Below are 19,865 nucleotides of genomic sequence, written 5' to 3'. Positions count from 1 at the left end.
CTCGTTTGGGTCAGTTTTGACGGACAGGCCAGCGATGCACAAGGGCAGGTTACATCGAAAATGACGTACCGCAGCCACAAGATGAGGCCGCATTGGGATTGTTAATCACAAAGCGCGCGCCAATCAGCTCTTCGGAAAAATCAATCGTCGCATCGGCCAAAAAGGGCAGGGAGACGGCATCAATCACCACGGTTTCACCTTGGTCGGACAGGGCCAGATCGTCGTCCTTGACGTCATCAAGGTCGATTTCATACTGAAAACCGGAACATCCGCCGCCTTCCACCGCGATGCGCAGGGCCTTACCTTGGGCCGCGGCGCCAATTTCGGCCAGCCGTTCAAACGCGCGGGGCGTTACTTTGGGGGGGATTGTCAGCATTTTGCGACCTATGCGTTTGTGTTCAATTGCAATATAGGGATGTCAGGCAAGACGGACAAGACAGGCAAATCAATGGCAGCCCCTTATGCAACCGACCCGCAAAACCCGCGCGGGCGGCTTTATTCCGAAGAGGAAAGCTATTTTCGCTCACCTTTTCAACGCGATCGCGACCGGATTATCCATGCGTCGGCGTTTCGCAGGCTCAAACATAAGACCCAAGTGTTTATTGAACATGAAGGGGATTATTTTCGCACGCGTCTGACCCATTCGATTGAGGTCGCCCAAGTTGCCCGGACGATTGCGGGGACGTTGGGGCTGAATGTTGAACTGACAGAAGCCATCGCGCTTGCGCATGATCTGGGTCACACGCCCTTTGGCCACACTGGTGAAGAGGCGCTTGATGCGCTGATGCAGCCCTACGGCGGGTTTGACCACAACGCGCAGGCTCTGCGGATCGTCACCGATCTTGAGCGGCACTACGCCGAATGGGATGGGCTGAACCTGACGTGGGAGACCCTGGAAGGGATCGCCAAGCACAATGGGCCTGTGACGGGGGATATTCCCTATGCGTTGGCGGCTTACAATGACCGCCACGATCTTGAGCTACACACACATGCGAGTGCTGAAGCACAAGTTGCCGCGCTTGCGGACGATATTGCTTATAATAACCATGACTTACATGACGGACTTCGTGCGGAACTTTTCAGTACGGATGATCTGGCAGAACTGCCGATCCTGCGTGACTGCTTTGCCCGCGTGGATGCCAAATACCCCGGCCTGAACTATTATCGCCGCCGCCACGAAGCCCTGCGCCGTTTCTTTGGCGTCTTGGTCGAAGATGTGATCAAGGTCAGCCAGCGCAACCTGACCGAACTGCACCCGGCGACTGTCCATGATATTCGCCACGCAGGCCGCATGATGGTACAGTTTTCGCCAGAACTGTGGACGGATCTAAAAGTCATTCGCAAGTTTCTATTCACCCGCATGTACCGCGCGCCCGCCGTTGTCGACATGCGTGTGGTGGTTACAAAGATGGTTGATGACCTGTTCCCGTTTTTCATGCAAAATCCCAACGAGCTGCCAAAGCAGTGGCGCAAAGATGTAGCCGATGCGCCGGATCAAGCCGCGCTTGCGCGGATTGTGGCAGATTACATCGCGGGCATGACGGATCGCTTTGCAATCCAAGAGCATACGCGGTTGATTGGGGGCGAGGAAATTCCAGCGGGGGTGATCGATGGCAGTTGAATCAGAAGTGGGCGCAATGGCGCCCGTGATGGCATTTGCGCTTGTCGGTGCGCTTGGCGTTGGGTCGCAATGGTTGGCATGGCGCTTGCGGATGCCCGCCATTGTTTTGATGCTTGTCGCGGGGGTTTTGATCGGCCCCGTTGCCGGTGTTTTTGACCCCGCGCGCGATATTGGGCCGTTGATGGCCCCGATGATATCGATTGCGGTGGCGATTATTCTGTTCGAAGGGGGGCTGACGCTTAACTTTCATTCACTGTCTGATGCGGCAAAAGGCGTGCGCAGGCTGGTGTTTATCGGCGCGCCGTTGGGATGGCTGACATCAGCACTGGCGCTTCGCTATGGCGCGGGGCTGTCGTGGGAAAGTGCGGCCGTATTCGGCGGTATCATGATTGTGACCGGACCGACAGTGATCGCACCCTTGTTGCGTACGGCACGGCTGTCGAAACGTCCGGCGGCCCTGTTGCAATGGGAAGCGATTGTAAATGACCCCATCGGCGCATTGGCGGCGGTGCTCGCGTTCGAGGTCGTGCTGGTGTTGAACACGGCCACCACTGTGAACGCGGCGATTATGGATTTGGTGATCGGGATTGGCTTTGCAACTGTGCTTGGTGTAGTTGCGGGATATGGTCTCGCACGGGCATTCAAACGCGGTCTTGTGCCGGAATACATGAAAGTGCCCGTGCTCTTTGCGCTGCTTTTGGGCATCTTTGGCCTTTCGGACCATGTTTTGCACGAAAGCGGGCTATTGGCGGTGACTATCATGGGGATCGTGATCGCGAATGCGAACTTGCCCAGCTACGAAGAACTCCGTCGCTTTAAAGAACATGCCACCGTGTTGCTGGTGTCAGGCGTGTTCATTTTGCTTGCCGCGAGCCTTGATTTCTCTGCGTTACGGCAGCTTGATTTCCGCGCGATTGCCTTTGTGGCATTGGTCGTTTTGGTTGCACGCCCGTTGACAGTGTTCGTCGCTCTTTTGGGGTCCGGCGTACCGTACAAAGAACAAATCCTTGTGGCCTTCACCGGCCCGCGGGGGGTGGTGTTGGTCGCTGTTGCAGGCTTGTTTGGGGATCGGCTGATTGGGCTTGGCTTTGAAGATGCGCCACTGATTGCGCCGCTGGCGTTTGTTCTGGTGGCATTCACGGTGGTCTTGCACGGGTTCACGCTTGCACCTTTTGCGCGCTGGCTGGGGCTGACGGGGGCGGATGTCCCGGGGGTCGTGGTGATTGGCGGGTCGAAATGGACAACGGCCTTTGCTGAGGCGCTTAAAAACGCTGATGTGCCCGTGCTGATGACAGATCCCAACTTTGGCAATCTGCGCGGCGCACGTGCGGCGGGTATCCCAACGTTTTCGGGCGATATCCTGTCCGAGGCCGCCGAACAGCGGCTTGAACTGATCAGCTATGCCACGTTGGTCGCGGCCACTGACAATGATGCCTACAATACGCTTGTCGCGACAGACTTGGCACCTGAATTCGGCCGCGATTCCGTGTTTCAAGTTATGCGTACCAAAAACGACAGCGCGCGCCACCAACTGCCGCGTACGTTGGGTGGGCGAAAATTCGGCCCCGAAGAAACCCACGATGGGCTGGAAGCGCTGATCGCGCAAGGCTGGGTATTCAGCACGACGCGGCTGAGCGAAGAGTTCACGCTTGAAAATTGGCGTGCAGAGCACCCGGAGGCGCATCTTTTCGCGCGGATTGACACCGCTGGTGCGATCAAGCTGATCCGCAAAGATGAAGAAGTGAAACCCGCACCTGATGTGCGTATCATCGCACTACGTCCGCCCGATGATGAGCCTGCAGCGGATACCTAAGATGGGTCGCATTGACCTGCGCGGTTAGGGTGCTAAACCCGGCCCAAATAAGATGATCCCCATTGAGGGCTAAAGGACTGCTATGAACCTGTTTGCTGATATCCGTACCCGTGTGATTTCCTGCCTTGACCAGATGGTCGTTGAGGGCACATTGCCCGCAGGTCTGTCGACTGCCGCTGTGTCAGTTGAGCCGCCACGCGACGCGGCGCATGGGGATATGGCGACCAACGCCGCAATGGTTTTGGCCAAACCCGCCAAGATGAACCCACGCGCGATTGCAGATGCACTCGCGGCCAAACTGCTGAACGACCCAATGATCACAGTGGCCGAGGTCGCAGGACCGGGGTTCTTGAACATGCGGCTTGATGCGGGTGTCTGGCAGGGCGTCGTTAAAACCGCGTTGACAGACCCAACATTCGGGCAATCCACGTTGGGACAAAACGCTAAAATGTTGGTTGAATATGTTTCTGCGAACCCAACTGGGCCGCTGCACGTAGGGCACACACGCGGCGCGGTGTTCGGCGATGCGCTGGCGCGGCTGCTTGATTACGCGGGCTATGATGTGACCAAAGAATACTACGTTAATGATGGCGGGGCGCAGGTCGATGTGCTCGCGCGGTCAGTGTACCTGCGGTATTTGCAAGCGCATGGTCAAGACGTTGAATTCCCCGAGGGCACATATCCCGGTGATTATTTGATCCCCGTCGGGGAAGCACTGAAGGCCAAGGTAGGTGACGCGTTTGTCGGCAAGGGCGAAGATGTCTGGTTGCTCGAAATTCGGGAATTCGCAACGGACGCGATGATGGACCTGATCCGCGTTGATCTGGCCTCGCTTGGCGTCACGATGGACACGTTCTTTTCTGAAAAATCACTTTATGGCACGGGGTTGATCGAAAAAGCGATTGGAGAGCTGGATGAAAAAGGCCTGATCTATCGCGGCACGCTTGAACCACCTAAAGGCAAGATGCCCGAAGATTGGGAGCCGCGCGAACAGACCCTGTTTAAATCAACAGAGCACGGCGATGACGTGGATCGGCCCGTGCAAAAATCGGATGGGGCGTGGACCTATTTCGCACCCGATATCGCTTACCACTATGACAAGGTGCAGCGCGGCTTTGATCAATTGATCGACGTGTTTGGTGCCGATCACGGCGGCTATGTCAAACGGATGAAAGCCGCGGTTTCTGCATTGTCTGACGGTAAGGTGCCGTTGGATGTGAAGCTGACCCAACTGGTGAAGCTTTACAAAAACGGAGAGCCGTTCAAAATGTCCAAACGGGCAGGGACCTTTGTGACGCTTAGCGATGTGGTCAAACAGGTTGGCCCCGATGTCACCCGGTTCCACATGCTGACGCGCAAAAACGACGCGCCGCTTGATTTTGATTTCGACAAAGTGCTTGAGCAATCCAAAGACAACCCCGTGTTCTACGTGAACTACGCTTATGCGCGGGTGAACTCTGCGGTGAAAAAGGCGGGTGCGTTTACAGCCGTGGATGACGCCACACTTGCCGGGATTGACCTATCGGGCCTCACGCATGAGGCCGAGCTTGGCGTGATCAAAAAGCTGGCCGAATGGCCGCGTCTTGTTGAGATCGCCGCAAAAAGCCACGAACCGCATCGGATCGCCTTCTATCTCTATGATTTGGCGTCGGATTTCCACGCGCTCTATAACCGCGGCAACGACGAAACTGACCTGCGCTTTGTCCAAGAGAGTGATTCAGATGCCACACAGGCGAAAATCGCCCTGATTCGGGCCGTAGCGATTGTTATTTCGCACGGATTGGGTATTCTTGGTGTCACCCCGGCAGAAGAGATGCGTTAACGCACACACTGCCGGATCGAGCTGAGTAATAACGGACCCATAAGCCAAAAAGGCGCGGGCAGTGAGGCAGAAATGGCAGTTTACAACGAAGGGTTCGCCCCGTCGGGTGACGCATCGCGCACCAATACCATCATGAATTTCGCAGGCGCTGGCCTGTCTCTTGCGCTGATCCTTGGGGTCAGCTTTTGGGGTTATAAGCTGATCATGCGTGACGTGAGCGGCATTCCCGTTGTGCGCGCAATGGAAGGCGAAATGCGTGTCTTGCCCGATAATCCGGGTGGGGCTGTCGCGACGCATACTGGGCTTTCTGTGAATGAAGTTGCCGCCATCGGAGAAGCTGGCGGACCAGAGGATCGTCTGGTGCTTGCACCAACGACGGCGGGTCTGGCGCCCGAAGATTTGGACGCGCAGCCTGTTGCAGAAGTCGACGCATTTGCGATGACGACGGATTTGACACAGGCCGAAGCGGATGCGGTTGTCGGCGAAATCCTCGCGATTGCCAGCCAAACCGCCGAAGACGCAAATCCCGAAGTCGCGCAAGTCGTCACGATTGCCGCTGATGTGCCGGGCGTTGCACGCTCATTACGCCCTGTCATTCGCCCCGCGAGCCTGCGGGCAGCGCCTGTCGCTGCAACAAATAACGAAGTCGCGGTGAACTCAGCCAGCTTTGCTGTCGGTACGAACCTTGTGCAGCTTGGCGCGTTTCCTTCGCCAGAACTGGCTGCAACGCAATGGGCGCTGATCGAAGGGCGCTTTGATACGCTACTGACCGGGAAAGAACGTGTCATTCAAGTGTCTGATCAGTCCAGTGGTACATGGTATCGTTTGCGCGCCAGCGGGTTCGAAGACCGTGCCGAAGCCCGCCGTTTCTGCGCCGCGCTCGAAGCCGAAGGCGCGGATTGTATCGCGGTTGTGGTTAACTAAATGCAGATGAACGCGACGATTTTTGGGCCTGAGGGTTTGGAAATCACTGCTTGGGAACGCGATTTTTTTCGTGATGTGCAGCCTTTTGGGTTCATTGTATTTGCGCGTAATATCGATAACCCGTCCCAATTGCGTCGCCTGACCGCTGATCTACGTGATGCCGTGGGCCGTGATGCCCCGATTTTGATCGATCAAGAGGGCGGGCGGGTGCAGCGGATGCGCAGCCCGCATTGGCGCGAATTTTTGCCGGCGCTTGATCAAATGGATCGTGCGCGCGACCCGCTGCGTGCGCATTGGATCAGGAATCGCCTGATTGCCGATGATCTGCGCAGCGTTGGGATTGACGTGAACTGCGCCCCCTTGGCGGATATTGCCGAAGACGCGACGCATCCTTTTTTGCAAAACCGTCTTTATGGGCGTGATGTGGACACTGTCGTCGCGGCGGCGCGGGTCTGCGCTGATGCGCATTTGGCGGGCGGCGTGCTGCCCGTGTTGAAACATATTCCCGGCCACGGGCGCGCGGCGGTTGACAGCCATTTGAACCTGCCCACGGTAACCGCAGATCGCACGGCACTTCACGCCAAAGATTTTGCCCCTTTCAAAGCGCTTGCCGATCTGCCGATGGGGATGAGCGCACATATCGTCTTTACTGCGATTGATCCCAATGGGCCCGCGACAACTTCGCCCGCGATGATCGATGTGATCCGCACCGAGATCAGTTTTGATGGGCTCTTGATGACGGATGATCTGTCGATGGAGGCCCTGTCGGGCGCTGTCGCCGACAGGGCGCAGGCCGCAATTGCGGCGGGTTGCGATCTTGTTTTGCACTGCAACGGCGATGCGGATGAGATGCAAATGGTCGCCGAATCCTCTGGGGTGATGACCGATGCCGCGCAAAAACGCGGCCAAAATGCGCTTTTGCAACGCAAATCCGCCGAAATTGTTGACATCGCGGCATTGGAGGCCGAACTTGAAACGCTATTAGCGTGAGAAGTGATGCAAGAAAATTTCGACCTTTCCGACGATAAAATCAGCGTCAGCGACCGGGTTGCTGCCGAGGCGCTGATCGTTGATGTGGGCGCGTTTGAAGGCCCGCTTGATCTTTTGCTGACCCTGTCACGCACGCAAAAGGTGGATTTGCGCCAAATCTCTATTCTGGCGCTTGCGCGGCAATATTTGGCCTTTGTTGAAAAGGCGAAGCAACTGCGTTTGGAGTTGGCGGCGGATTATCTGGTGATGGCGGCTTGGCTTGCGTTTCTCAAGTCGCGATTGCTCTTGCCTCCTGATCCCAAGGAAGAAGGCCCATCCGGCGAAGAGCTTGCCGCGCATTTGGCGTTTCAGCTTGAGCGCTTGCAAGGGATGCGGAGCGCCGCCGCCAAATTGATGGCGCGCGACCAATTGGGGCGCGATTTTTTCGCGCGGGGTATCACCGAAGACGTGCAGCGTGTGCGCCGTGTGACATATACCGCGACCTTGTTGGACCTGATGCAGGGCTATGCGCGTATCCGCACCCGCGATGATTTCCGGCCTTTTGTGATGGATCGCCAGCACGTCATGACGATGGAGCAAGCCCTTGAAAGGATGCGCCATCTGATTGGGTTTGCGGGCGACTGGACCGATATTTCTAGCTATCTGCCCGAGGGCTGGGATGCTGATCCGCAGCGGCGGCGGTCAACCACAGCTGCGACCTTTGCGGCCAGTCTGGAGCTGGCGAAAGAAGGTAAAATTGAACTACGCCAAGGCGAAAGCTTTGCGCCGATTGAAATTCGTAAAAAGGCCCCGCGCGATGTCTAAACCAGAAAACGACAGCCTTTTCGAAGCCCCGCCCATAGGCGAACAAGAACGTATGGTCGAAGCGATTCTTTTCGCCTCTGCGGATCCGGTCAGCGTGCAGGATTTGATCGGGCGGATGCCACATGGCTGCGATCCGGCCGAGGCTATCGCCTATTTGCGTAAACGCTACGAAGGGCGGGGCGTGAACCTTGTGAAGATCGACAATGCATGGGCGATCCGCACGGCACCTGATCTTGGTTTTTTGATGCAAAAGGAATCGGTTGAGACCCGCAAGCTATCGCGTGCGGCGATCGAAACTCTGGCCATTATCGCCTATCATCAACCGGTAACACGCGCAGATATCGAAGAAATTCGCGGGGTCAGCGTAAGCCGGGGGACGCTGGATCAGTTGATTGAGCTTGAATGGATACGGTTTGGACGCCGTCGGATGACCCCGGGCCGTCCTGTGACATTTGTGGTGACCGCAACCTTCCTTGATCACTTTGGCTTGGAAAGCGCACGTGATCTACCGGGTCTCAAAGACTTGCGCGCCGCAGGTCTATTGGAAAACCGTCCGCCGCCGGGCGCGGCTGATTTGCCTGATGAAGAAGACAATGCGGATGGTAACGATGATCAGACAGAGCTGTTTGAGGAATGATCATTCTCTGGTAATGTTGGCAGGAACAATTAGGACTGCGCCAATGAATATGAACCGTTTGATCAACATGGGGATGCGGATGCTGATGAATGGCGGCATCAAAATGGCATCTACCCGTGGTAAAAACACCGAAGATATGACGCCGCAAGAGCGCCAATCAGCCCAATCTACACAACAAAACCTGCAAAAGGCCCGCAAGGGTATGCGGATCATGCGCCGGTTTATGCGTTAGATTTGAAATGCTTAGATAGCTTAAGCCCTTGGCCTTGGTAGTTTGATTTAATCTCGCGCCCATAAAGGGCGTCAGGCATCGCCGCCATATGTTCATAGACCAGTCGCCCCACGACCTGCCCATGCTCAAGCACAAACGGCGCTTCGTGGCAGCGGACTTCAAGCACACCGCGCGACCCTGAACCGCCCGCTTCGGCGTAGCCAAAACCGGGATCAAAGAAACCCGCATAGTGGACCCGAAATTCGCCAACCATTGCCAGATAAGGGGCCATTTCGGCGGCTTGGAGCGGTGGAATGATGATCGATTCGCGGCTCACCAGAATATAGAAGGCGCCCGGATCAAGAATGATCCAACCGTCATTTGTATGCACAGGTTCCCAAAATTCATCCGGGGCGTAGTGGTCAAGCTTGGACAGATCAACAACACCTGTATGCGGTTTGGCGCGGTAGCCAACCAAGTTTCCGCTGGCCGGGCGTAGATCGACAGAAAACCCCAACCCGTCTGAAATCACTGGGTCGCCCGAGACAATCGGCGTTTGTGCGTGCAGTCGGCGCAGATCATCGTCGGACATGATGGTCTTGCCTTGCCGAAAAATGATTTGGTTCAACATTTGTCCGGGCTGCGCCACGACCGAAAACGAGCGGGGGCAGATTTCAACATAAAGCGGGCCGGTGTACCCTGCGGGCACGCGGTCAAATTCAACACCTTGATCTGTGATGATGCGGGTCAGCAAATCAAGCCGCCCGATGGATGATTTCGCGCTGGCGGCGGCGGTCATCCCTTGGGGCAACGATAGGCTTTCCATCAATGGGACAACGTAAACGCAACCCTTTTCCAGAACTGCCCCGCCATCGAGGTCAATCGCATGCATTTGGAAATCGGCCAAGCGATCTTGGACACGGCGGTTGCTACCGGCCAAAAATGATGCACGGACCCGATAGGCGGTTGATCCGAGCCGCAGATCAAGCGAGGCTGGCTGGATTTGCGCATCGGTTATCGGGGCTGTGGCACTGATGTGTTCAGCCGCAATCAACGCGCGGATTTGGTGATCAGCAAGAACGCCGGGTGTTTGCATCAAAGCCCCCATTTGGATCGCAAAACGCCCGCTGCGGATATACGCAAGCGGGCGGTTATGATTGGTCGGGCTAGCAGGACTCGAACCTGCGACCTTCCGTCCCCCAGACGGACGCGCTACCAGGCTGCGCTATAGCCCGACTAGGCGCTTTCATACCCGAAATGTATGTGGGGGCAAGCCCGAAACGCATCGCCATGGCTACTGTTTGTGCATCTGGTTGCGCAGCTGTTCGAGACGCGCCAGCAACGGCACGATCTTGGCCGAACGTGCATTAAGCGTGGCGCTATCTGCAATCTTAGTTCCGACCAGGCGCGCAGGTAGCACCGGAAATTCATCGGGCAAGGGGGAAATATCGCATGAAAATGCAGGGCGATTTTCAAAGGGAAGGCTGTCTTGCACGGGTGCCGCATGGACGGTGGCAGCGTGAACAGGGGCCTCTTCGATGGGCGGCGCAACCGGGGCCTCTGCAGGGGGGGCGTCCACCACGGGGGCCAACGTTTTGCCCAGTGTCGCAACATGTTTGACACCTTGTTCGCGCAGCAGTTTCTTCGCGCCTTTGATCGTCATCCCATCTTCGTGCAGCAACTGTTTGATACCGCCCAGCAATTCCATATCTGCGGGACGGTAATACCGGCGACTGCCGGCACCTTTGACCGGTTTGATCTGCGTGAATTTGCTTTCCCAAAAACGCAGCACATGGGTTGGCGTGTCAAGCCATTCAGCGACTTCGCTGATCGTTCGAAATGCGTCTTTGGCTTTGGCCATTGTATTAGGACTTGTTCCCTGCGGCTACGCGATCCTTCATCAGGTGCGAAGGGCGGAACGTCAAGACGCGGCGCGGGTGAATAGGGACTTCTTCGCCGGTCTTTGGATTGCGACCCACACGGGCAGCTTTTTCGCGCACAGCAAATGTTCCAAAAGAAGAAATTTTGACAGATTCGCCAGCGACCAAAGAATCGGACACATGGGTCAGCACGCTTTCGACCAGATCGGCGCTATCGTTGCGCGATAATCCGACTTCAGAATGGACAGCGTCTGCGAGATCCATGCGTGTTAATGTTTTGTCTACCATTACTCTTCCCCTACCAATTTGTACTAGCATAGGCGCGAGGTAAATTCAGAGTCAATAACAAGGGCTTGGCAAGTCGGGTTAACCCGGCATTTCTGGGCTACCAGCGTAGTACAACGGCGCCCCACGCCAGTCCGCCACCGATCGCTTCGGTCACAACAAGGTCGCCGGGCTTAATTTTGCCTTCAGACACCCCAACCGAAAGCGCGAGGGGAATCGATGCGGCAGAGGTGTTGCCGTGATCTTGGACCGTCACAACGACGCGGTCCATACCCACACCGAGCTTGCGCGCCGTGGATTGGATGATCCGAATATTGGCCTGATGCGGCACGACCCAATCAACGTCTTCAGCGCTGAGCCCGACTTTTTCCAAGGCGGTATCGGCGGTTTGCGCCAATTTTTCGACTGCGTGACGGAAGACTTCTTTGCCTTCCATACGCAAAACGCCCGTATTTTGTGTCGCGACCCCGCCGTCGACGTAAAGCAGGTCTTTATAGCGGCCATCAGAGTTCAAATCGGTCGCCAAAATTCCACGGTCATCACTGGTGCCAATGCCTGTTTCGGCCTCTAGGATAAGCGCGCCAGCGCCGTCACCAAACAGGACGCACGTTGACCTGTCGGTCCAATCCATGATGCGGCTAAATGTTTCTGCCCCGATCACCAATACGCGGTCCGCTTGCCCCGCAAGGATCATCGCGTTTGCGTTGCTCATCGCATAGACGAACCCGGCACATACCGCCTGAACGTCAAAAGCAAACCCTGTGGTATTGCCAAGCGCGGATTGCACCATGGTTGCAACAGACGGGAAGGTGTTATCAGGCGTCGATGTAGCAACAATGATTGCATCGATGTCGCTGGCGTCCATCCCCGCCATGTCCAAGGCCGCTTTGGCCGCATGGGTGGCAAGTTGTGATGTTGTTTCACCTTCGGCTGCGAAATGGCGCCGCTCAATCCCAGAGCGCGAGACGATCCAGTCGTTTGACGTATCAAGGGTCTTTTCAAATTCAGTGTTTGGAACAATGCGTTCGGGCAAATAATGCCCGATACCCTTAACAACTGCGCGACGTGTCATGCGTTTTAGCCTGTTTTGGTGCCTGGTTTTTCGGTGCCAGTGTCATGCGGGACATCTTGGGCAAGTGCCGCGACAGATGCAACCCGTGCTGCCAGCTTTTCCGAAAAGCCGTTTTGTGCCAAGCGGTAAGCAAGGTGAAGCGCGGCTGCAACCCCGGTCGCATCGGCTGATCCATGGCTTTTGATGACGGTCTGATTCAAACCCAAAAAGACGCCGCCATTCACGCGACGCGGGTCGATCCGCTTGGTTAACCGTTTGAGCGATCCACGCGCTAACAGCGCGCCTAGCATCGACAGTGGTGTCTTCATCAGGCTTTCGCGTAGCAAATCCCCGATCAGGTTCGCAGTGCCTTCGCCGGTTTTAAGCGCGACATTGCCTGTGAACCCGTCTGTGACGACGACATCAACTTTGTCGGTTGGCAGATCGCCGCCTTCAACAAACCCAACATAGTCGAACCCGCCTGCATCTGCGGCGGCGGCAATCATTTCATTGGCGACCTTAAGTTCGGCACGACCCTTGTGATCTTCGGTGCCTACGTTCAAGAGCCCAACGCGCGGACGCATGATATCAAGCCCATTGCGCGCATAGGACGCCCCCATCAGCGCGTAGGTCAAAAGATCATCCTGATCAGCGCTAATATCAGCGCCTGCATCCAACATCACATTGAATCCGGCTGGGTTACGCGACGGCCAAAGGCAGGCGATGGCAGGGCGGTTCACGCCATCGGTCTTGCGCAGCCGGATAGTGGACATCAGCATCAGCGCGCCAGTGTTGCCGCAGCTGACGCAAACGGATGCTTCACCAGATCGCACGGCCGCAATCGCCGACCACATCGATGTGGTATCGCCTTTACGGAACGCGACCTTGGGCTTGTCGGTCATCATAACGACATCTGCCGCGTGGTGAATGGTCACGCGGTCTGCGATGTTATGCTTGGCAAGCAGGGGGGTCAGCTCTGATTCTGGTCCGTGCGCGATGATGCGTGCATCTGGATTTTTGCGTAGAAACTTTGAAAGGCCCGCAACAACAGTTGCAGGCCCTTTGTCGCCACCCATCGCATCGACGGAAAGTACATGTGACGCGTCAGTAGCCGTTGTGGAAGCGGTATCCGTCTGGCTTTGCGTCATGCTACTGTACCTTTGCCGTAGCTTACGCTGCGTCTTCGTCCAGATCGATTTCTGTCGTGTCTGCAATCACTTCGCGTGTCGCATAGTGGCCGCAAGATGGGCACACGTGGTGTGGGCGCTTCAGCTCACCACAGTTGTCGCATTCGTTTGGGTTCGCCGCGACAAGTGAGTCGTGCGAGCGCCGGTTGTTGCGGCGGGATTTGGATACTTTATTCTGCTGGACAGCCATGTCTCAACCCTATGATAAGTAGGGCCGACGGCCCTGATTTCGTGCATTCTCGCGGGGTCCTACGCCAATCTGGCCGCCCTGTCGAGAGAGATATAAAGAGGCCGCGAACATACTGTGAAATTAATATGACGCAACCTTTTTTCCGATGTGCGGCTTAGACGCTTATTCTTCCCTCTTTTCAAGGGCTTCTTTTAAAGAACTGAGACCCGCAAACGGTTTTGCGTCTTCGTCGGTCATGGCCGCGGTGCCCGGTTCACTAAAGTTCACCTGTGTCAAAGCAGCATCCGCACTACGCGGATAGGCGGGCAGGGCCAGCGATAAGGCCTCAATCATCACTTGGGCGACATCAAGCGAGTCGGGCAACAAATCAATGCTGTCATCTTCGGGCATTTCGACCTCTGCGGCGTCAATCTCGGCCACTTCGGCCAAGTAACGGCGGCTGATATCTTCATCGATGCGTGCTGTGACCGGATCAAGTGAGACAACGCAAGCCTGCACGACAGTCGCGCCAAGTTTCGCGTTTAATGCCCAGTCGGTCCGGCCTTGTGGGCTCAATTCCCCCGTGAACCGCAGCTTTTTTACGGCGATGATATCTAACAGCTGCGCGATTGCTTTGCGCTCCTCGGCGGTTGGGGTCAGATCGAATGTCGTGGGTTTGCGGGTCGGCAAATCAGCAAAACGTAACAGTGATGTCGGCAATTGGGCCAAAGGTGCTTCCATTCTTGATCAGGGGCGGGTGGTGATATAGTGGGGATAAAAGGCATAAGACGCCAAAGCAAGAGGCCAGTCATGAGCAAGACATCAGGTAAATTCCACATCGCTGCACGGATTGCAGGGGTTGTATTGGTTTTGGCGGCCACATCGGCGTGCAGCAAGATCGACAAATTCCACGGCTACGCGCCGTCTCCCGAAGATCTGACCGAGGTGACTTTGGGCCAGACGACACGCGCTGACGTGATCGCGCGATTTGGGCCACCCATGTCCGAAGGTGTGATCGCCAATAATGCGGTCTACTATGCCTCCAGCCAATTTGTGCACTACGGTGCCTTTGCACCCAAAGAGGTGGACCGCCAAGTGGTCGCCATTCGGTTTGATGAAAACAACGTCACCCAAGACGTGGCACGGTATACGTTGCAAGACGGGCAGGTCGTTTCGCTTGATCGCCGCGTAACGGATGATGGCATCCAAGATATTACCTTTATCGGGCAGATGCTTGGCTCATTGGGGCGGATCGATGCCGGCACTTTCTTGGGCGATAGCTAACACCACATCAACCGCTTGATCTTCCCGCGCCCCTTGCCTAACTAGCAGGGGTCGCCTGTTTTTGGGCGGCATATTCTCAGGGCGGGGCGCAATTCCCCACCGGCGGTATGTCCCACTGGGACGAGCCCGCGAGCGCAAGGGGTTACCCCTTGGTCAGCAGATCAGGTGCGATGCCTGAGCCGACGGTCATAGTCCGGATGAAAGAGAATAGAGCAAACCGGGCGCATTTTGCGCCGGGTCTGTCCTGTTTTGCCTTGGGTCACGCGCAAAACGAAAGGACAGATGCGATGATCCAAACGAAAGTAGCGAACAGCGGTGCCATCATGGGCCCGCTATATTTTATCACCTCAGGTGCGTTGTTTGCGGGCGCAAATACTGCCGTGCAAGGGGCCGCCATGCATTTTGGCGTGCCATCCGCAACGATTGCGTTTTGGCAATACGCGCTGGCCAGCCTGATTGTGATCCCGATGGTCTGGAACGCGCCGTGGCGCAGTGACCGTCCACTGGCGCATCTGCTACGGGTCGGATTGGCGGCAATTGGGGTGCAGTTTTGGGTGGCCGGTTTGGCCGTCGTGCCGATCTGGCAGGCCGTGGCGCTGATCTTAACCTCACCGCTCTTTGTAACCTTGGGCGCTTGGCTGTTCTTGGGCGAGCGGATGACATTGCCGCGCGTGCTGGCCGTGTTGGTTGGGGGCATCGGGGGCACGATTATTTTGGCCCCTTGGGCGGATGCATTTCAAGTCGCCGCACTTCTACCTGTCGGTGCCGCCGCGTTTTGGGCGGCTTCGTCCGTGGTGACCAAAGAGCTGACAAAGACTGAAAACGCGGGCACGTTGACGCTGGCACTTTTGGTGCTTTTGGTGCCGATCAACGGGGTGGCGGCAATTGGCAGCGGCTTTGCCGTCTCGCCAGAGGCGCTCTGGCTTGTGGCCTTGTCTGGGCTGTTGATCGCCGCCGCGCAATACCTGATCGCAAAGGCCTACACGGTCGCAGATGCCGCGTATCTCCAGCCGTTTGACCATCTGAAACTGCCGCTCAATGTTGGACTTGGGATCATCTTCTTCGGCTTCGCACCACCCGGCATGATGTGGATCGGCGCCGCCGTGATCATCGGCGCCAGCGCATGGGTGATGAAGGATGAGGCTGGCTAAATCTTGAAATGTCAGTAGTGCTTACCTATATATCACCTATAAGAAGGAGATATTTATGAGAAGTGAAATTTTGGCGTTAAGCCTAATTTGCATCCCAGCGGTAGGCATTGCTGACACAATCCCAGCGGAGGCCGTGAACACGTATTTCGCACAACAAACTGCGCTTGAAGGTTACGCAGGGTGTGAGGGCCCCGGACAAGTCGCGTTCAAGACAGACTTGTTTGCAGATGACGTTGGGGTGTTCGTTGATGCCCTTGAACGTACCCGTAGATCCACACCAGCACCTGCGGGAGACGTCTGCTATCGAGATGAAATGCGCGGCACAGACCGCATCCGGATAGAGATATCGTGTGGCGGTAGCTGGAACGTTTCTACAACGCCGCTCACACAAGTCCGCATTGATCAATCACTTGAACAAATGCAGTTGTCGGTTCACGCATCGCTTGTCTCATGTATGACGCCAACCAGCTATCAAGTGTTGGAAGGGGAATGGCAGGCAACAATTAATAACGGGATGACGACGACAGTTGACAAAGGCGTATTTCAGCCTTGGGATAACGACGCTGCGTGCCCGCAAATTGCTGGACCGCGACAAACAAGCGCATCAATTCGATATGCTGTGGCGGGAACATGGGGAAACCCCGTCGATTATTTTGGGCGCTCCGAGCTTTTTGAACATTACGACCAACCCTATAGCCCTGCGTTCTTTCGCCTTGATTTGCGCGATATTCCTTTGAGAGGGGCGGTGCTGGATGATCTCGCTTTAAGCGCGGGTGCAAGAATGACATTCATTGTGTCCTCGGAAGAGGAAACATTGTGCCCCGACGGCGTATGTTCGATACCGCAACCGCGTTACGTCAGGTATTTGCGTGTTAATCCCGCGGTCTGCCGGTAAAGACAGGATTTGTTTGTGGGGGCGCTATGCCCCCGCCTCAAACACCATCGCTACCCCGTTCATACAGTACCGTAGCCCTGTGGGCTGCGGTCCGTCAGGGAAGACGTGGCCGAGGTGGGCGTCGCAGCGCGCGCAGTGGATTTCGGTACGCTTCATGAAAAACTTGCGGTCCACACTTTCGCCCACGGCATCGGGGGTGATGGGCTGAAAGAACGATGGCCAGCCTGTACCGCTCTCGAACTTGGCGTTTTGGTCAAACAGTGGGGCATCGCAGCAGACGCATTTAAATTTGCCGGGGTCTTTGGGAAAATTATCATGGGTGCCTGCGCGTTCGGTCCCGTGTTTGCGGGCGACGCGGTAAGCCTCATCGGACAGTTGTTCACGCCACTCGGCGTCGGTTTTTACAATCTTGTCCATCATTCATAATCCTTTTGCATTCTTACCATCTAACCTAAGCTGAAGACAAACGTTCGCCAAGGGATGCCGTAATGACATTTCCGTTTGAAAAAGGTAAGCTGACAGCGCGGCTTGCCGCAAGTGCCGCAGATGTGCGGGCCTGTCAGGCGCTGCGCCATCTTAGTTTTCATGGGGGGGCAGGTGAAGATGCTGATCCGCTAGATCCCGAATTTCAACATCTGATGATCCATGATCGCGAGGGTGTGCTTTGTGGTACGTTGCGGTTTCGGTTGGCACACAGGGCGGATGATCTGGCCCGGGGCTATGTGGCGCAATATTACGACCTGTCGGGTTGGCGGGGGCAGGTTGGCCCGTTTCTAGAGATCGGGCGTTTTTGTACGGCTCCGGGCAACATGGACGCCGATCTTTTGCGGATGCTTTGGGGCGCGCTGACCCGGATTGTCGACCAACACGGGGCGCAGATGTTGCTGGGTTGCACCAGCTTTGTCGGGACAGACCCGCGCGTATATGGCGCCGCATTTCAACGGCTTATGCGCAATCACCAAGGGCCGCCCGATCTGATCCCATCCATCACCACGGCACAGGCCGTGCGGATGGTGGATATCGCGCCAAGTGGCATTGCGCCCGTACCTGCATTGCTTAAATCCTACCTGTCTTTGGGCGGCTGGGTCGGTGATCATGTGGTCGTTGATCCTAAGATGAACACGCTGCATGTGTTCACCTGTCTGCCCGTTAGCGCCATGTCAGCAGCCCGTGTGGCACGATTGCGTGCGGTTGCCAGTTGACGCAAGCGCCGTCGCGCCGTAGCAGGCGCTATGGCTAGAGCACCCTTACTCCAAATTTCCGACATCGCGCTGACATTCGGCGGCGATCCTGTATTCGAAGACCTGTCGCTGGTTGTCCAGCCGGGCGACCGTGTGGCGCTGGTTGGGCGCAACGGGTCGGGCAAATCCACCTTGATGAAAGTCATGGCCGGATTGGTCGAGGTCGACAGTGGCACCCGCGTTGCATCGCCCGGCGTGCAGGTCGGCTATATGGAGCAGGATCCAACCATGGAAGGGTTTGAAACGCTTGGTGAATATGCGGCCAGCGGTCTGGATATAGACGAGGCCTATAAGGTCGATATGGTGGCCGAGGGGTTGAAATTTGATCCCGCCGGCAAGGTCGCAACCGCATCGGGCGGGGAACGCCGCCGCGCGGCCTTGGCCAAACTGATGGCCGAAGCACCTGAATTGATGTTGCTCGACGAGCCGACAAACCATCTTGATATTGAAGCGATTGCTTGGCTTGAAAATGAGCTGAAAACCACGCGGGCTGCCTTTGTGCTGATCAGTCACGATAGGGCGTTCTTGCGCGCGCTGACTCGTGCGACCCTGTGGATTGATCGGGGTGCTGTGCGCCGGGCCGAAGAAGGGTTTGAGAATTTTGAGGCTTGGCGCGAAAAAATCTGGGAAGAAGAAGACCAGCAACGCCACAAGCTGAACCGCAAAATCAAACAAGAGGCTCGTTGGGCCGTTGAGGGCATTTCTGCTCGCCGGACCCGGAACCAAGGACGTTTGCGGGCTTTGCAAGATTTGCGCGCTGAAAAAGCGAGCCAAATCAAACGCCAAGGGACGGCTGCAATGGCGTTTGATGGCGGCAGCACATCGGGCAAAAAGGTGGTAGAGGCCTTTGGCCTGACCAAATCCTTTGGTGATAAGCAGATCGTGCAAGGGCTTGATTTGACCGTGCAACGTGGTGACCGCATTGCGTTTGTCGGGCCGAACGGCGTCGGGAAAACGACGCTGATCAAAATGCTGCTTGGGCAGGTTGCACCGGATGAGGGCAACGTCAAGCTTGGCACAAACCTTGATATCGCGGTGTTTGACCAGACCCGCGCCGCGTTGAATAATGATATGACGCTGTGGGAAAATCTGGCCAATGACCCTGAATTGGGTGTCAGTGGCAAATCGGATCAGATCATGGTGCGCGGCAATCCCAAACATGTGGTTGGTTATCTCAAAGAATTTCTTTTCGACGAGGCACAAGCCCGTGCGCCCGTGCGGTCATTGTCAGGTGGTGAAAAGGCCCGACTTTTGCTGGCGCGGCTCATGGCGCGCGAAAGCAACCTGCTGATTCTTGATGAGCCGACCAACGATCTCGACATCGAAACGCTGGACCTGTTGCAGGACATCTTGGGCGATTACGACGGCACCGTGCTTTTGGTCAGTCACGACCGCGACTTTCTTGACCGGGTTGCAACAACGACCATCGCGATGGAAGGCAACGGGCAGGCCGTCGTTTATGCAGGCGGCTGGACCGACTACCGCGCGCAGCGTGGCGGCGACTTTGTTGAGGCAAAGACCGCCTCTAAGTCTCTGGCAAAGAAACAAAAGTCTGCCGAAAAGAAGGCTGCATCTGGTCTATCGTTTACAGAAAAACACCGGCTCGAAGCATTGCCGGGGGTGATTGACACATTCACCGCTGAGATTAGCAAACTCGAAGAATTGCTGGCCGATCCAGAGCTTTTCACGAAATTTCCTGCCAAATTCCAAAAAGCAACCGACGCGCTCATCGCGCGTCAGAATGCGCGCTCAGACGCCGAAGAAGAATGGCTGATGCTGGAAGAAAAAGCGGCTGGGTAAACCCGTTTTTAGAGGCTGGTCCTGTTAACTGTCAGCCATGAACCTTAGCGCCTAAAGTCTGCTATGCGGGACTTTGCGACCATTGAAGCAATGCCCTAAC

Annotated in this window: 22 protein-coding genes, 1 tRNA gene and 1 riboswitch; of the genes, 13 read left to right on the top strand and 10 right to left on the bottom strand. The window is 56.3% G+C overall.

What is annotated here, in order from left to right; genetic code table 11:
- Nucleotides 1–49 precede the first annotated feature (49 nt).
- A complete protein-coding gene (locus tag Yoon_RS01265; protein ID WP_181820807.1) occupies nucleotides 50–376 on the bottom strand; it encodes an iron-sulfur cluster assembly accessory protein in 327 nt (108 codons plus the stop codon).
- A gap of 72 nt (nucleotides 377–448) precedes the next feature.
- On the opposite strand from Yoon_RS01265, the gene Yoon_RS01260 reads away from it, so the two are divergent.
- From Yoon_RS01260 to Yoon_RS01225, 8 genes are all read left to right on the top strand, one after another.
- Nucleotides 449–1,621 (top strand): deoxyguanosinetriphosphate triphosphohydrolase, encoded by a 1,173-nt coding sequence (locus tag Yoon_RS01260; protein ID WP_238109971.1) that lies wholly within the window; start codon nucleotides 449–451, stop codon nucleotides 1,619–1,621.
- Entirely contained in the window at nucleotides 1,611–3,434 is a 1,824-nt protein-coding gene (locus Yoon_RS01255) for a sodium:proton antiporter (protein ID WP_238109437.1), read from the top strand. Before Yoon_RS01260 ends, Yoon_RS01255 begins: the two co-directional genes overlap by 11 nt.
- Nucleotides 3,435–3,516: 82 nt before the next feature.
- Complete coding sequence (gene argS / locus Yoon_RS01250) at nucleotides 3,517–5,256, top strand: arginine--tRNA ligase (RefSeq protein ID WP_238109435.1); 1,740 nt, start codon at nucleotides 3,517–3,519, stop codon at nucleotides 5,254–5,256.
- A 72-nt stretch (nucleotides 5,257–5,328) separates the two neighbouring features.
- Nucleotides 5,329–6,180: an SPOR domain-containing protein gene (locus Yoon_RS01245; protein WP_238109433.1), complete on the top strand. Its 852-nt coding sequence runs from the start codon at nucleotides 5,329–5,331 to the stop codon at nucleotides 6,178–6,180.
- Entirely contained in the window at nucleotides 6,181–7,170 is a 990-nt protein-coding gene (locus Yoon_RS01240) for a glycoside hydrolase family 3 N-terminal domain-containing protein (protein ID WP_238109431.1), read from the top strand.
- Between the two features lie 6 nt (nucleotides 7,171–7,176).
- The gene (locus Yoon_RS01235; RefSeq protein ID WP_238109429.1) at nucleotides 7,177–7,974 is read left to right on the top strand and encodes a ScpA family protein; all 798 of its coding nucleotides are present in this window, start codon (nucleotides 7,177–7,179) and stop codon (nucleotides 7,972–7,974) included.
- Nucleotides 7,967–8,611 carry an SMC-Scp complex subunit ScpB gene (gene scpB, locus Yoon_RS01230; protein ID WP_238109427.1) on the top strand — a complete coding sequence of 215 codons (645 nt, stop codon included), beginning with the start codon at nucleotides 7,967–7,969 and terminating at the stop codon, nucleotides 8,609–8,611. The genes Yoon_RS01235 and scpB overlap by 8 nt, the downstream gene beginning before the upstream one ends.
- A 43-nt stretch (nucleotides 8,612–8,654) precedes the next feature.
- On the top strand, nucleotides 8,655–8,843 hold the full coding sequence (locus tag Yoon_RS01225; protein ID WP_238109425.1) for a hypothetical protein: 189 nt from the start codon (nucleotides 8,655–8,657) through the stop codon (nucleotides 8,841–8,843).
- On the opposite strand, the gene Yoon_RS01220 is transcribed toward Yoon_RS01225, so the two are convergent.
- The 8 genes from Yoon_RS01220 to Yoon_RS01185 all read right to left on the bottom strand — a co-directional run bounded on the left by Yoon_RS01220 (nucleotide 8,833) and on the right by Yoon_RS01185 (nucleotide 14,135).
- A complete protein-coding gene (locus tag Yoon_RS01220; protein WP_238109423.1) occupies nucleotides 8,833–9,918 on the bottom strand; it encodes a 2'-deoxycytidine 5'-triphosphate deaminase in 1,086 nt (361 codons plus the stop codon). The two genes, Yoon_RS01225 and Yoon_RS01220, sit on opposite strands and share 11 nt — an antisense overlap.
- A gap of 62 nt (nucleotides 9,919–9,980) precedes the next feature.
- Nucleotides 9,981–10,057, bottom strand: a tRNA-Pro gene (locus Yoon_RS01215).
- Nucleotides 10,058–10,116: 59 nt separating this feature from the next.
- The gene (locus Yoon_RS01210; RefSeq protein ID WP_238109421.1) at nucleotides 10,117–10,683 is read right to left on the bottom strand and encodes a MerR family transcriptional regulator; all 567 of its coding nucleotides are present in this window, start codon (nucleotides 10,681–10,683) and stop codon (nucleotides 10,117–10,119) included.
- A 4-nt stretch (nucleotides 10,684–10,687) separates the two neighbouring features.
- Nucleotides 10,688–10,990: an integration host factor subunit alpha gene (gene ihfA / locus Yoon_RS01205; protein ID WP_113776342.1), complete on the bottom strand. Its 303-nt coding sequence runs from the start codon at nucleotides 10,988–10,990 to the stop codon at nucleotides 10,688–10,690.
- Nucleotides 10,991–11,087: 97 nt separating this feature from the next.
- Nucleotides 11,088–12,059 (bottom strand): beta-ketoacyl-ACP synthase III, encoded by a 972-nt coding sequence (locus Yoon_RS01200; protein ID WP_238109419.1) that lies wholly within the window; start codon nucleotides 12,057–12,059, stop codon nucleotides 11,088–11,090.
- A gap of 5 nt (nucleotides 12,060–12,064) precedes the next feature.
- Nucleotides 12,065–13,186: a phosphate acyltransferase PlsX gene (gene plsX / locus Yoon_RS01195; protein ID WP_238109417.1), complete on the bottom strand. Its 1,122-nt coding sequence runs from the start codon at nucleotides 13,184–13,186 to the stop codon at nucleotides 12,065–12,067.
- Between the two features lie 22 nt (nucleotides 13,187–13,208).
- Nucleotides 13,209–13,415: a 50S ribosomal protein L32 gene (gene rpmF / locus Yoon_RS01190; RefSeq protein ID WP_113776339.1), complete on the bottom strand. Its 207-nt coding sequence runs from the start codon at nucleotides 13,413–13,415 to the stop codon at nucleotides 13,209–13,211.
- A 162-nt stretch (nucleotides 13,416–13,577) separates the two neighbouring features.
- Complete coding sequence (locus Yoon_RS01185; protein ID WP_238109415.1) at nucleotides 13,578–14,135, bottom strand: DUF177 domain-containing protein; 558 nt, start codon at nucleotides 14,133–14,135, stop codon at nucleotides 13,578–13,580.
- Nucleotides 14,136–14,204: 69 nt separating this feature from the next.
- Here Yoon_RS01185 and Yoon_RS01180 point away from each other — a divergent pair, with 69 nt between their 5' ends.
- From Yoon_RS01180 to Yoon_RS01170, 3 genes are all read left to right on the top strand, one after another.
- Nucleotides 14,205–14,678 (top strand): outer membrane protein assembly factor BamE, encoded by a 474-nt coding sequence (locus tag Yoon_RS01180; protein WP_238109409.1) that lies wholly within the window; start codon nucleotides 14,205–14,207, stop codon nucleotides 14,676–14,678.
- A gap of 68 nt (nucleotides 14,679–14,746) precedes the next feature.
- Nucleotides 14,747–14,891: riboswitch (FMN riboswitch) on the top strand.
- Complete coding sequence (locus tag Yoon_RS01175; protein WP_238109408.1) at nucleotides 14,876–15,829, top strand: DMT family transporter; 954 nt, start codon at nucleotides 14,876–14,878, stop codon at nucleotides 15,827–15,829. (Overlaps the previous riboswitch by 16 nt.)
- A gap of 55 nt (nucleotides 15,830–15,884) precedes the next feature.
- Nucleotides 15,885–16,724 (top strand): hypothetical protein, encoded by an 840-nt coding sequence (locus tag Yoon_RS01170; protein WP_238109407.1) that lies wholly within the window; start codon nucleotides 15,885–15,887, stop codon nucleotides 16,722–16,724.
- Nucleotides 16,725–16,748: 24 nt separating this feature from the next.
- On the opposite strand, the gene msrB is transcribed toward Yoon_RS01170, so the two are convergent.
- Complete coding sequence (gene msrB, locus Yoon_RS01165; protein WP_370642089.1) at nucleotides 16,749–17,141, bottom strand: peptide-methionine (R)-S-oxide reductase MsrB; 393 nt, start codon at nucleotides 17,139–17,141, stop codon at nucleotides 16,749–16,751.
- A gap of 71 nt (nucleotides 17,142–17,212) precedes the next feature.
- Here msrB and Yoon_RS01160 point away from each other — a divergent pair, with 71 nt between their 5' ends.
- Together Yoon_RS01160 and Yoon_RS01155 are read left to right on the top strand one after the other, a co-directional pair.
- Nucleotides 17,213–17,926 (top strand): GNAT family N-acetyltransferase, encoded by a 714-nt coding sequence (locus Yoon_RS01160; RefSeq protein WP_238109403.1) that lies wholly within the window; start codon nucleotides 17,213–17,215, stop codon nucleotides 17,924–17,926.
- A gap of 30 nt (nucleotides 17,927–17,956) precedes the next feature.
- Nucleotides 17,957–19,765, top strand: coding sequence for an ABC-F family ATP-binding cassette domain-containing protein (locus Yoon_RS01155; protein ID WP_238109401.1), 1,809 nt, complete (start codon nucleotides 17,957–17,959; stop codon nucleotides 19,763–19,765).
- The last annotated feature ends 100 nt before the right edge of the window (nucleotides 19,766–19,865 follow it).

Source organism: Yoonia sp. I 8.24, assembly GCF_022096995.1.
In the GTDB taxonomy this organism is placed as follows: Bacteria; Pseudomonadota; Alphaproteobacteria; order Rhodobacterales; family Rhodobacteraceae; genus Yoonia.
Note: the sequence above shows the minus strand (reverse complement) of the source record. Positions and strands in the feature narration are given on the sequence as shown.